Origin of the sequence: Salegentibacter sp. BLCTC, from assembly GCF_015143665.1 — a bacterium.
Lineage (GTDB): Bacteria > Bacteroidota > Bacteroidia > Flavobacteriales > Flavobacteriaceae > Salegentibacter > Salegentibacter maritimus.
In genome coordinates, this window is the sequence record NZ_WYEW01000007.1 from 286,810 (window position 1) to 299,255 (window position 12,446).

Annotated in this window: 11 protein-coding genes and 1 tRNA gene; 2 read left to right on the forward strand and 10 right to left on the reverse strand. The window is 37.4% G+C overall.

Annotated features, from left to right (window positions below):
• Positions 1-250: 250 nt before the first annotated feature.
• From mgtE to GUB10_RS11010, 10 genes are all read right to left on the reverse strand, one after another.
• Positions 251-1,600 carry a magnesium transporter gene (gene mgtE / locus GUB10_RS10965; protein WP_193711494.1) on the reverse strand — a complete coding sequence of 450 codons (1,350 nt, stop codon included), beginning with the start codon at positions 1,598-1,600 and terminating at the stop codon, positions 251-253.
• Positions 1,578-2,411, reverse strand: a complete 834-nt coding sequence (rsmA, locus tag GUB10_RS10970; RefSeq protein ID WP_193711495.1) for a 16S rRNA (adenine(1518)-N(6)/adenine(1519)-N(6))-dimethyltransferase RsmA — start codon at positions 2,409-2,411, stop codon at positions 1,578-1,580. Before rsmA ends, mgtE begins: the two co-directional genes overlap by 23 nt.
• A gap of 4 nt (positions 2,412-2,415) precedes the next feature.
• Positions 2,416-2,724 carry a DUF4286 family protein gene (locus GUB10_RS10975; protein WP_193711496.1) on the reverse strand — a complete coding sequence of 103 codons (309 nt, stop codon included), beginning with the start codon at positions 2,722-2,724 and terminating at the stop codon, positions 2,416-2,418.
• A 9-nt stretch (positions 2,725-2,733) separates the two neighbouring features.
• Positions 2,734-4,455: a tetratricopeptide repeat protein gene (locus GUB10_RS10980; RefSeq protein ID WP_370591091.1), complete on the reverse strand. Its 1,722-nt coding sequence runs from the start codon at positions 4,453-4,455 to the stop codon at positions 2,734-2,736.
• 116 nt (positions 4,456-4,571) lie between these two features.
• Positions 4,572-5,843, reverse strand: a complete 1,272-nt coding sequence (serS, locus tag GUB10_RS10985) for a serine--tRNA ligase (RefSeq protein WP_193711497.1) — start codon at positions 5,841-5,843, stop codon at positions 4,572-4,574.
• A 147-nt stretch (positions 5,844-5,990) separates the two neighbouring features.
• Positions 5,991-7,310 (reverse strand): HTTM domain-containing protein, encoded by a 1,320-nt coding sequence (locus GUB10_RS10990; RefSeq protein WP_193711498.1) that lies wholly within the window; start codon positions 7,308-7,310, stop codon positions 5,991-5,993.
• Positions 7,300-8,238 (reverse strand): bifunctional riboflavin kinase/FAD synthetase, encoded by a 939-nt coding sequence (locus tag GUB10_RS10995; protein WP_193711499.1) that lies wholly within the window; start codon positions 8,236-8,238, stop codon positions 7,300-7,302. Before GUB10_RS10995 ends, GUB10_RS10990 begins: the two co-directional genes overlap by 11 nt.
• A 7-nt stretch (positions 8,239-8,245) precedes the next feature.
• Positions 8,246-8,875, reverse strand: coding sequence for an aminoacyl-tRNA hydrolase (gene pth / locus GUB10_RS11000; protein WP_193711500.1), 630 nt, complete (start codon positions 8,873-8,875; stop codon positions 8,246-8,248).
• Positions 8,876-9,100: 225 nt separating this feature from the next.
• Positions 9,101-9,754 (reverse strand): 50S ribosomal protein L25/general stress protein Ctc, encoded by a 654-nt coding sequence (locus tag GUB10_RS11005; protein ID WP_193711501.1) that lies wholly within the window; start codon positions 9,752-9,754, stop codon positions 9,101-9,103.
• A gap of 122 nt (positions 9,755-9,876) precedes the next feature.
• Positions 9,877-10,818 carry a ribose-phosphate pyrophosphokinase gene (locus GUB10_RS11010; RefSeq protein WP_193711502.1) on the reverse strand — a complete coding sequence of 314 codons (942 nt, stop codon included), beginning with the start codon at positions 10,816-10,818 and terminating at the stop codon, positions 9,877-9,879.
• Positions 10,819-11,105: 287 nt separating this feature from the next.
• On the opposite strand from GUB10_RS11010, the gene GUB10_RS11015 reads away from it, so the two are divergent.
• Both GUB10_RS11015 and GUB10_RS11020 read left to right on the forward strand, forming a co-directional pair.
• The gene (locus tag GUB10_RS11015; RefSeq protein WP_227740370.1) at positions 11,106-11,597 is read left to right on the forward strand and encodes a CIA30 family protein; all 492 of its coding nucleotides are present in this window, start codon (positions 11,106-11,108) and stop codon (positions 11,595-11,597) included.
• Positions 11,598-11,889: 292 nt separating this feature from the next.
• Positions 11,890-11,972, forward strand: a tRNA-Leu gene (locus tag GUB10_RS11020).
• Positions 11,973-12,446: the final 474 nt, after the last annotated feature.

Here is a 12,446-nt window from a genome sequence, read left to right on the forward strand (position 1 = left end):
AAAAATTGTATAAAAATGATGGCGGTTTCATCTTTCTTTACCCACTATGTGAGATTTTATAAGCCTATTTAAAATTTACACGTCAAGCTGAACTTGTTTCAGCTTCTACCAAAACAAGTTTAGGATGCGTATTTAAACAGCCTAATTAATAGTTTCAAAAAATTCCTCAAAATCTTCGATGAGGTACTTTAATAACGAACAGGCAAAGGTAAAGAATGATTTTTATAATGAGAAACCTATGCTGGTTAAGTTAAAAACCAAGCATTAATTTAGAGATATAAAAAAAGAGAAAAATACCGAAAATATCATTACTGGTTGTGATAAAAGGCCCTGTAGCAATAGCGGGGTCAATGCCTTGTTTATTTAAAATAATAGGCACAAAAGTTCCTACCAGTGCCGCAACTATAATTACCGAAAGCAAAGATGCAGCTATGGTAAAGCTCACCATTTGATCCTGGCCTACGAGCAAGCCAAATAAAATAACGAGTACCCCCAGGGAGATTCCATTTATTAAACTTAGGCCCACTTCTTTAACCAGGCGCTGTAACAAACTTCCGCGCAAATTATCGTTGGCAAGCCCCTGCACTATAATCGCGCTAGATTGCACCCCAACATTTCCGGCCATGGCCGCAATTAAAGGAGTAAAAAAGAACAAAACCGGGAACTGTTCTAAAGCTTCTTCGAAGCCTTTCATGATATAAACACTGCCCAATCCTCCAAAAAGCCCAAGAACCAACCAGGGCAAACGCGCTCTTGTTAACCTTAAAAGGCTATCATCTGCCTCTACGCTTTCCGAAATACCGGAAGCCATCTGATAATCTTTTTCAGCCTCTTCTTTTATAAAATCTACAATATCATCAATAGTAATCCTACCCACCAATCGACCCATTTCATCTACTACGGGAATCGCTTCCAGGTCGTATTTTTGCATAATTCGGGCCACCTCGTCCCCTTCGGTATGTACATTTACAAAATCTACCTGTGGGATATACACATCACTAATATTGGCGTGACTGGGGGCGGTAAGTAAATCTTTTAGAGATAATCTTCCCTTTAGTTTTTGTTTATCGTCTACCACATAAATAGAGTGTACACGGGTAACATTTTCGGCTTGTTCCCGCATCTCTTTCATACAGCCGGTCACACTCCAATTCTCGTTAACCTTTACGAGCTCTTTTGCCATAAGTCCCCCGGCAGAATCTTCATCATAACGGAGTAGTTCTACAATGTTATCGGCGTGTTCTTCATCTACAAGTTCTGCAATAACATTTTGTTGGCGTTCGGGAGACAGTTCTGAAATGATATCGGCCGCATCATCGGTATCCATTTCTTCCAGCTCTTCTGCAATTTCTTTGGCAGAAAGTGTTTCCAAAATACGTTCCCGAACCCCCTCCTCAAGCTCCATAAGAGCTTCTGCTGTTTTTTGACTATCTAAAAGTTTCACCACATACGTGGCCTCTTCTAAAGATAGTTCGGTAATAATTTCAGCAATATCAGCGTGGTGTACATCTTCAAGATGCAATAATAATTCTTCGTTGTTTCCTTCGGCAACAAGAAATTTTATTTTGTCAATTAATTCACTGCTGATTTGAAATTGCATACGGCTGAATTTTAAGGGTCAAATCTATAAACTCCCGAAAATCCAATTGCTCCGGGCGCTGGCCAAATATACTATCTTCCTTAAGATTATCGGGGAAATCGAAACTTTTTAAACTATTTCGTAAGGTTTTTCTCCGCTGTTGAAAAGCTTTTTTAACCACGTTAAAAAACAATTTTTCGTTACATGGCAAACTAAAGTCTTCCTTGCGGGTTAAGCGTAAAACCCCACTATCTACTTTTGGTGGCGGATTGAATACCGAAGGAGGCACGGTAAATAGATATTCGGCTTCATAAAAAGCCTGTACCAATACCGAAAGGATTCCATAGGTTTTATTCCCCTTTTTTTCACAAATTCGTTTAGCAACCTCTTTTTGAAACATCCCTGAAAATTCAGGAATTTGATGCTTTAATTCTAAAACCTTAAAAACAATTTGGGTAGAAATATTATATGGAAAATTTCCTATAACCGAAAAAGCCTCATCCCGAAAAACTGTACCCAAATCGTATTTTAAAAAGTCCTGTTGATGAATTCTACCGTGAAGTTTCGGATAATGCTCTTGCAGGTATGCAACACTCTCTGTATCGATTTCTATCACGTGTACTTCAGCATCCTGTTGCAATAGGTATTTGGTTAACACCCCCATACCCGGACCGATCTCCAACACTTTTGTATACCCCTTATAATTAAGCGTTTCAGCAATGTCTTTAGCTACATTTTCATCAGTTAAAAAATGTTGGCCAAGATGTTTTTTAGCTCTTACCTCACCCTCCTGAACCTGGGATACCTTTCTTTTTTTTTTATACTTCGCCATACAATTATTGCTCGCTTATTACTTGCATTTCTGTTCTAAAAGCAACGAATTTACCTTCAAAAACCTTGCTTTTTTCCCTCATGCTATCGGCATCCTCCTTGTAGTAATTATCGAGATCTGCCTTGCTTTGGGCTGTATATTGAACAGAATAGGTGATGCCCCCCATAGCCTCGGTAACCATTACCCGCGTCATAAGTGCTTTTTTAAATTTTCCCGTGTCTAACATTTCGGGGATATGCTCTTCTTTCATCCAATTTAGCCATTCGCTATGAATGCTTTCCTCTACATTTATGGTTACATTATATATGTACATATTGATCTTTTAAGGTGTTTCTTGATAATCTCCTCTAAGGGCCCGGTATTTTTTACGAGCCTCGACAAAGTAAATACTATCGGCAAAGTTAAATATTATTTGCTCGTAATATTTTTTGGCCTCTTCCCTATTTTCCAGCTGGTTTGCATATAATTCAGCTAAATAGTAATGGGCGTTATCAGAAAGGATATCGGATTTAAAATTTTTAATAATCCTAAGATAATTATCTTTAGCTTTTAAAGCCTGTCCTGTTTCTTCAAATAACTGCGCTTGCTTTAACAAGGCTTCATCTTCAATTTTTTCACCTTTATGTATACTTAAAATCTCTCCAAGAAGTTGAATTGCTTCTAAACTTTTCTCCTGAAAGGCCAACAAATCGGCCCGTGCATATTTTTTAAGTGCCGTTTGTGTGGTATCTTCTATAGAATTATCTTCAATAAGCAAACTCAACTCCATCGCATCATTGGCGATAAGCTGAGAGGTAGAAGATTTTAAAATATCAAGCTGCTGTTTAGCCCATTTAAAATCTCCTTTAAAATAACTTGTTTTCGCCACTTTATAACGTGCATTTTGCGAAATTTGATGGTTTTTCACTAAGTTTTGAACCTGGGAATAATAAATTAGCGCTTCGTTAAATTTTTCCTGTAGTACTAAAATATCTGCCAGCGATAGTTTTACTACTGCTTTGTCGAAATTGCTACCGGCCTTTTCTGAAAGTTCTTTCAACAATGCAATAGCTCTTTCCTGTTTATGTTGCTTAAAAGCCAGGAAATTGGCAAAATCTATTTGTAAAGCCAATGTATTGAGTCCGTCTCCATATTCTTCCAGCAGTTCGGTATATTTTTTTTCGATGTCCTGATATGCGCTTTCATCTTCTTGCTCCAGCTGAATTTGCAATAAAAACTGATTTCCCTGTAACACCAGGTTTTCTGAAGGTGCCTCTTCTATTATATATTCCACAATTTCTAAGGCGGCCTCAAAATTGGAAGCTTCCCGCGCCGCAAACGCAAGATTTAAAATAGCCTGCAAACCTTTATCGCTCCTTTTGTAAATAGCCTTTTCCTGAGAAAAGGCTTTTAAAAACTCCTTCTCCTGAATAAAAAGCCAGCTAAGCATTTCGTTATATAGCAAACTGGGATTTTGTTGCAGTTTTGTAAGCAATAGTCTTCTAAAAACAGTATTGGTTTCACTTGAAGCATCTGCCGAGATATACTTCCCGAACTCACGATTAGCAATTGGGAAAAAATCGGGGTTTGCTTCAATTAGCTCCAGGTAATTTTTAAACATGAGTTCTGTTTTGCCCTGCTCCCCATAAATTCTTGCCAACTGTATATTATAATTTAACTCGCTATTTAGCTCCATTGCCTTTTCATAAGCAGCTGCAGCATTACTGAGCAAGCTATATTTCTGAAAGGTACGTGCTATGGAATACGCATAATTGGGACGTGCATTAATGGCACTTAAAGCCTCTTCATAAAATTTTGCGGCTCTTTGGGTATTTTGCTGAAGTTCGTAATTATGCCCCAGTTCAATTAAAAGTGTTGGATTGTTTGCTGAATTATTCAATCTCTGCCGAAGCAATTCTTCTGCCTTTTTAAAATTCTCCAATTGCTGATGGCTTTGCACCACTCCAAAAAAATAGGCCGTATGCTCCGGTTTTTCTTCTAATAATTGCTCATAGACTTTAAGGGCTTTTTCAAATTCCCCCTGGTCAAAAAAATTACGTGCCAACCTATCAGATTGCGCCCAGACCCCTAAAATGGAGCAAATAAAAAAGATAAAAAACAAGGTAGAGCGCATCCTGTAAATATAAGAATTTGCCCTTTTAATCAATAGTAATCGTCGTTTTAATCTATTAGCCTAAAGCCGGTGTAAGGCACTAAAACATCAGGGATTTTAATCCCCTCTTCGGTTTGGTAGTTCTCCAGGATTCCCGCAAGTACACGTGGTAAAGCCAGGGCACTTCCGTTAAGGGTGTGTGCCAATTCCTTTTTGCCTTCTTTATTCTTATATCGAAGCTTAAGTCGGTTAGCCTGAAAAGTCTCAAAGTTTGAAACCGAGCTAATCTCCAGCCAACGATCTTGCGCGGTAGAAAACACTTCAAAATCGTAAGTAAGGGCAGCGGTAAAGCCAAGATCTCCTCCACATAGCCTTAGAATTCGGTAAGGCAATTTCAAATCGGTTAAAATATCTTTGATATGTTCAACCATATTATCTAAAGCAGTATAAGAATTTTGGGGTTTTTCTATCCTTACCAACTCTACTTTATCAAATTGATGCAAACGGTTAAGTCCGCGAACATGTGCTCCATAAGAACCTGCTTCCCTTCTAAAACAAGGTGTAAAACCGGTACAGGCTATCGGAAAATCTTTATCGGTCAACAGGCGGTCACGGTACATATTGGTCATAGGCACTTCAGCTGTTGGTATCATATAAAGATCATCGGCCGTTATATGATACATTTGCCCTTCTTTATCGGGCAACTGTCCTGTTCCCAAACCTGAAGCTTCATTGACCATTAAAGGCAACTGGTATTCGGTATAACCGGCATCAATAGCTTTGTCTAAAAAGTAGGTAATTAAAGCTCTTTGTAAGCGAGCTCCTTTTCCTTTATAAACAGGAAAACCGGCACCGGTAACTTTATTTCCCAATTCAAAATCAATAATATCGTATTTTTTGGCAAGCTCCCAATGTGGCAGTGAACCTTCGGCAAGTACAGGAACATCCCCTTCTCTAAAAACCTCTTCGTTATCTTCTTCTGAATTTCCCGCTGGCACAGATTGGTGAGGCACATTAGGAATAGTATAAAGCAAAGATTCAAGATTGGCTACCGTAGTGGCGAGCTCTTCTGAAAGCGCTTTAGAATCTTCCTTTAAGTTTCCTGTTTTTTCTTTGATTAAATTGGCTTTTTGATGTTCCCCATTTTTAAACATCATCCCAATTTGTTTAGAAAGCCTGTTAGATTCGGCTAAAATATCATCGAGTTTGGCTTGCGTAGCCCGACGTTTATCGTCTAACTGCAGCACCTCGTCAAGAATACTTTCGGCCTCAAAATTTCGTTTTTTGAGTGCGTTTATAAATTCCTGCTTATTTTCCCTAATATGGTTAACCTGTAACATAGCTTTCTTTTATTCGACAATCGAGAGTTAAATATCCCGAGGTTCAGCCCGAAATTACTAATTATTTCTACTTATCGCTTCCTAAAACTATTTGAAGCAATTTACTTTTATCTAAAGCTGCAAATGTAAGAAAAGCACTGAAAATTACTAGTCTAATTTTGAAGGTAAAATCCAGTCGTGATGCTTAAAATGATTCCATTTTTCGGCTGCCAGGTCTACTTTTGGATCTATAAAATTTTGGTAAGGCCTGCCGTTAATACTTATTTTAGACTTTACAAACACCTGTACTTCTTTCCCCTTATCAGCATAATCTTTCTTTAAATACTGCGCAAACTGCCACATCATATCTGGTTTAGAATTTACGGAGCGCATTTGTTTTCTGCTCAGGTAGCGTGCTTTGTTGATGTGAATGGTATCTGTAGTTCCTTTTTCCACTACTTTAAATGTGGTTTTACCCGATCGGGAGCGCAACATCATACGCCAACTTAGGCGATGACCTTCCTCTGTCCACAGTACATTATCTTTAATAAACCAATGCCTAAGTGGCAAGCCAATTTGAATTACAAACCAAACCGAAAGCGCCAAAATTAATGTATTTCTAAAAGGAGGAACTATAATTTCAGCTTTATCGTAATAGGGTTTTTTGTTACGAAGAATGTATTTATTAATCCTTTCTGAAGGAAAAAAGAACAGGCAAAAAGCCAGGGACAAATAAGGAAAAATACCTATATGAAAAATAAAACTATTGAATAAATGAAAGAAAATAGCCAGGATAAAAGCCGGCAACCTAGTTCTTTTCCATAGAAGCGCAGGGATAATTAAGAGATCGAAAACAAGTCCAAAATAAGTAATTACATATCTTATCCAGGGCTGTTGCAGCATTTCCCCCACCAACCAATAATCGGCTTTTCCGGCCATAAGCATAGCCGGCAAGGTACCATCTAGCCAATCTGGGTATAATTTAGCTACCGAGGCATAGGTGTAAACTATCCATAATTGCAGTACGATAAAAAGCCACACCCACTGCGGCATGGCAATTTTCTGTAAATTAGGCTTTTTCCAGCTATCAATCGACAAATATCGATTTGCCGGAAGAAAAAACATTATACCGCATAACAGCATTAGCAGGTAATAATGATTATTATAGGAAGATTTTTGCATCAGGTAAACAGCTGCCCACATAATGGTATAGCAGAAAATACTAAAGCGGTATTTAAAGCCCAGCATTACAAAAACACCAAACAGCCCCATCAACCCATAATAATATAGCATGCCATTACCGGGAAGTGGCTGTAAGAATTCAAAACCTATAAAGGTAAAAGTAAACTCGGGCTCAATAAGGGCTCTTCGAATCCAACCTGTAAAAATTGCACCAACGGCTTCTAAGGTAATAAGCAGTCCAAAAATAATTCTAAAAGCAATAAGTGCCGAATTATCTACTTGCTTAAAAAGCCATTTATTGAGCATAATTATCTCTAATATATTGTTTTGAAAACGCCTCGTCCTGTCGCATTGCGATTTTTAATGCCTCTATAGAACTAAATTTTTTCTCTGCCCGAATCCTGGTAAGCATTTCTATTCTAAGTTCTTTTCCGTATAAATCTTTATCAAGATTAAAGAAATAGGTTTCTATAGTTTGTTCTTCTCCTCCCACGGTTGGGTTGGTCCCTATATTCATCATCCCAAAATATTTTTCCCCATCTATGGTAGAGCTAACCACATAGACACCATTTTTAGGAATCAATTTATAATCTTCCTTAATACTCACATTAGCGGTTGGGTACTTGAATTCTTTGCCAAGACCACGACCTCTTACCACCACTCCTTTTAAACTAAAAGGTGTTTGCAAATAATTATTGGCCTGCTCTACCCTACCCTGTAATAGGGCATTTCTAATTTTGGTTGAACTTACGGCCACCTGGTCCACTTCCTGCTTGGTTATTTCCTCTACCTCAAATCCATATTCTTCGCCAAATTGCTTTAAGGTATTGATATCTGCAGTACGGTTTCGGCCAAAACGATGATCGTAGCCAATGATTACTTTCTTAGCTTTAAGCCTATTCACCAAAATATCACGTACAAATTCCTGTGCTGTAAGCCTGGAAAATTGCTGCGTAAATGGGTGCACTACTAAGTGATCTATCCCTGTATCTTCCAGGATCTCGGTACGTTCTTCTATGGTATTTATAAGTTTTAACCCACTTTCTTTTTGCAAAACCATTCTTGGATGCGGAAAAAAAGTAAAGATAACCGATTCAAGATTTTCAATTTTAGCAGCATCTACCAGTCTTTTTATTATTTGCTGGTGGCCCGCATGAACGCCATCAAAAGTACCAATAGTAACTACTGTTTGCTTCTCACTTTTAAAAGCATTTGCTCCTTTATGTATCTTCAAGCCCAACTTATTTACCGTTAAATGAATTCATTGTATTAGAAACACCTGCTGTCCCGAAAGATTTCACTAATTCGGATGATTTCTGAAAACGTTCCGGCAGCTCCTTTCTCTCTTCTTCATCCCACTCGCCCAGCACGTAGTCTACTTGTTGGCCTTTAGAAAACTCATTGCTAATTCCAAATCTAAATCTATTATATTTTGTGGTATTTAGTGTACTTTGAATGTCTTTTAAGCCATTATGGCCACCATCACTACCTTTAGTCTTTAAGCGAATGGTTCCAAATGATAAATTAAGATCATCGGTAATTACCAATAAATTCTGCAATTCTATTTTTTCCTTTTGAAGCCAGTAATTTACAGCCTTTCCACTAAGGTTCATATAAGTAGAAGGTTTTAACAATATAAAAGTTCGGCCTTTGAACTTAAATTTAGCGACATCACCCAATTTTTCGGTAGAAAAACTCACCTCTTCTTTTTCGGCTATATAGTCTAAAATTTTAAAGCCTATATTGTGACGGGTATTTTCATATTTAGGACCCGGATTTCCCAGTCCTACGATCAAAAATTTCTTCATGGGATCTTGTTCTTCTTCCTGGGGCTTTTTCTTACTAAGTATTTTTCCGAAGAAAGGCAGCATAGCATTAGTTTTGGTAAAGATAAAACTATTAGAATATTTAACTAAATGTTTTTAGCCTATAATCCAGATTTAGAAAAAGCTACTACCAACCCAAAAAGACAATTTCTTATTCCTAAAAAAGCTACAAAAGCTTAATTGAAAATAGTTTATTGAGGTTTAAAAAGTATTTAAAATAAAAAAGCATCCTGTACAGGATGCTTTTATGTATTTGTTGGAATAAAAAGATTAGTTCCCCTCTCCTTCTTTCACTGCAGCAACATCACCTGTTTCAGTAGATGGTACTTCGTCTGCCGCTACTTCATCCTCGTCGTCCTCGTCTAAGGCAACAATGTTACGTGAAGTTCTCACCTGGCAAATTACAGTGTTATCTGGATGCTGAATTTCATAAGCTTCATCTTGTACAGCTGTAACATACAGTTTTTGACCAATTTTAAGCTGAGATACATCAGCAGTAATATAATCTGGCAATTCCTGAGCCAAACCTCTTACTTTTAACCTACGTAAGTTGTAACGCAATACTCCACCATTCTTCACCCCTCGGGCAACACCTTCGGTATGGATTGGAATTTCCATAGTGATTGGTTTATCATCACTAATTTGGTAGAAATCTACGTGCAAAATAGCATCTGTAACCGGGTGGAATTGAATATCCTGAAGAATAGCATTAAACTTCTCACTATCTCCAAGTTTAATTTCCACGGTATGCACATCTGGGGTGTACACAAGGTTGTTAAACGAAATTTCATCTGTTGCAAAGTGCAACGGCTTGGCATCTCCCCCGTATAATACGCAAGGAACCTGTCCAGCATTACGCAGGGCCTTTGTGGCTTTCTTTCCTACGCTTTCTCTTTTAGATCCGTTGATCGTAATTGATTTCATTGTTGAAAAATTTTAGGCTGCAAAAGTAGTGCTTTTTTCGTTTCTATAAAACCCTGAATCAAAATTCTTTAAAACAACATTTTAATTCGGGAGTCTTATTAAAAATATAAGCACAAAGGAGTTTACATAATAAACTTAGAACTTATAGATTTATTTTCGTGTACTCTGGTCATCACATCGGCAAAAAGACGGGCACAGCTCACCACTTTAATTTTCTTGCTCTCCTGTTTTAGAGGAATAGAATCTGTAACAATTAATTCCTGAAGCTTCGAGTTTTCAATTCGCTCGTAAGCTTCTCCAGAAAGCACGGGATGTGTACATATTGCCCGTACACTTATAGCACCACGCTCCATCATTACATCGGCTGCTTTAGTTAAGGTACCGGCGGTATCTACCATATCATCTACCAGCACCACATTTTTACCTTCTACATTTCCAATAAGCTCCATATGCGAAATCATATTGGCTTTTGCACGTTGCTTATAGCAAATAACCACATCGCTTTCCAAAGCTTTAGAATATGCATAAGCCCTTTTAGACCCACCCATATCTGGCGAAGCAATAGTTAAGTTGTCCAGGCCTAATTTTTTTAAATGCGGAAGAAATATTGTGGAAGCATACAAATGATCTACCGGCTTTTCAAAGAATCCCTGAATTTGATCTGCGTGCAAATCCATAGTAATAATTCTGGTTGCTCCGGCGGTTTCAAGAATACTGGCAATCATTTTAGCGGCAATTGGCACTCTTGGCTTGTCTTTTCTATCCTGGCGTGCCCATCCGAAATAAGGAAGAACAGCCGTAATATGTCTGGCTGATGCTCTTTTAGCAGCATCTAGCATTAATAACATCTCCATTAAATGGTCTGATCCCGGATGCGTAGACCCTATAATAAAAACCCGGGAACCGCGAACCGACTCTTCAAAAGAAGGTTGAAATTCACCATCACTATACGTGGAGGTAATCACGTTTCCTAGTTTCGCCCCATAAGCTTCTGCTATTTTAGCAGCTAAAGCTTTACTTTGGGTACAGGAAAAAATTTTTGCTTCGGTAGTTACTTCTGGCATCTTGTGTTGTGTTTGCGTATTTTGTGGTACATATGTTGTGAGGGGCCAAATTTATAAATTTATTTTTTCCCGAACAGACTTTGATGGCTTCTACTACCTATTAAAATTTAGAATTTTCACAACAGCCCGGGATTTAAGAAACATACAACGTAAATTCTCATTAAATTGGTAGCTAAAGAAATACAATTTCATTCTACAGCTCCAATACAGCTAATTATCCTTAAAGCCTTAAATTTAAGGTAAAAATGCTTTATCAGCAATCCCCAATAACCATAACACCACTAATTATGAACAACTTACTGATTTTTAACTTTAATTCAACTAAAGCTTGGTCGGGCTGGGAAATACAAAATGATGTTGTAATGGGCGGCAATTCTTTTAGCAAACTGGAGCGCAGCAAGGAAGGAAATGCCATTTTTAAAGGTTATGTTTCCCTGAAAAACAATGGTGGTTTTGCCTCTGTACATTATAAATTTGCCGCCAAAGACATCAGTAATTATAAAAAAGCCTACATTAAATTAAAAGGAGATGGAAAGAACTATCAGTTTCGTGTAAAATCTAATATAGAAGACAAAGCCTCCTATATTTACATTTTTAAAACTACCGGAGATTGGCAAACTGTAGAAATTCCGCTGAAAGAAATGATTCCCACTTACAGAGGCAGAAGTCTCAATATTCCTAATTTTTCGGCTAATAAGATTCAGGAAGTGCGTTTTTTAATTGGAAACAAAAGAGCTGAAAATTTTCGCCTTGAAATGAGCAAAATAGCATTAAAGTAAGGTGTTCTTTAAAACCCTACACCCTATTTCTTTATATCAAATAACAGATTAATGCTTAACTAGCTTATAATGCTTTAGAATAAAAGTTAAAAGCAAACCTGGAAACTCTATACATCTTCATTATTTGGGAAAATTAAGGCTGTTATCCCTTATAATTAGTTGTTCGAAAAAAAACTAAAAAAACCGTGTGATAAAGGGAAAATTTTATAATTTTGCCGTCCACTTGCTCGAGTGGCGGAACTGGTAGACGCGCTGGATTCAAAATCCAAATTTGAGAAGGGAAAAAAAGTATGCCGAAGTGGTGGAATTGGTAGACACGATGGATTCAAAATCCATTGCTCACAAGGCTTGCGGGTTCGATTCCCGCCTTCGGTACTAAAAAAGCTGAGATGAAAATCTCGGCTTTTTTTATGACTTGGTACAACATAGGTACAACATTTTGCTATTTTGAAGGCAACATTTTTATTGATGTTAAATTCTTCTATTTGTTTTTAAACCCTATGAATTTACTATCAGAATAATAAACTTTATCTAATCACGACCTTACTTCTTCGTAAGGGAAGTTTATTATCATACAATATACACGCAAGGTAAACTCGTAAAATACTTCCATCAAAAGACTACGGCATAAAGCCAACGCTTCTTCCCCTACTCATTTATTCCGTTTCCTTTTGAGCCAAGATTTTATCTTCCGTTTGGTTTCTGCTCAAATATTGTTTAATCAAAAATTTGGAGTTGCTACCTTTATTCGGACATAAAATTTAAGACTGTTTGTTACAAAACAAATATCTTAGAAACATGAAAAAACGCTATTACAGTCCTGAATTAAAGGAGCAAGCAGTTCGGTTA

Bases quoted from the DNA above. Each gene is read 5' to 3' on its own strand.
- GUB10_RS11010 (WP_193711502.1), bottom strand. From the start codon at position 10,818: ATGCCAGAAGTAACTACCGAAGCAAAAATTTTTTCCTGTACCCAAAGT.
- serS (WP_193711497.1), bottom strand. From the start codon at position 5,843: ATGTTACAGGTTAACCATATTAGGGAAAATAAGCAGGAATTTATAAAC.
- GUB10_RS11015 (WP_227740370.1), top strand. From the start codon at position 11,106: ATGAACAACTTACTGATTTTTAACTTTAATTCAACTAAAGCTTGGTCG.
- mgtE (WP_193711494.1), bottom strand. From the start codon at position 1,600: ATGCAATTTCAAATCAGCAGTGAATTAATTGACAAAATAAAATTTCTT.
- pth (WP_193711500.1), bottom strand. From the start codon at position 8,875: ATGCTGCCTTTCTTCGGAAAAATACTTAGTAAGAAAAAGCCCCAGGAA.
- GUB10_RS10990 (WP_193711498.1), bottom strand. From the start codon at position 7,310: ATGCTCAATAAATGGCTTTTTAAGCAAGTAGATAATTCGGCACTTATT.
- GUB10_RS11005 (WP_193711501.1), bottom strand. From the start codon at position 9,754: ATGAAATCAATTACGATCAACGGATCTAAAAGAGAAAGCGTAGGAAAG.
- rsmA (WP_193711495.1), bottom strand. From the start codon at position 2,411: ATGGCGAAGTATAAAAAAAAAAGAAAGGTATCCCAGGTTCAGGAGGGT.
- GUB10_RS10975 (WP_193711496.1), bottom strand. From the start codon at position 2,724: ATGTACATATATAATGTAACCATAAATGTAGAGGAAAGCATTCATAGC.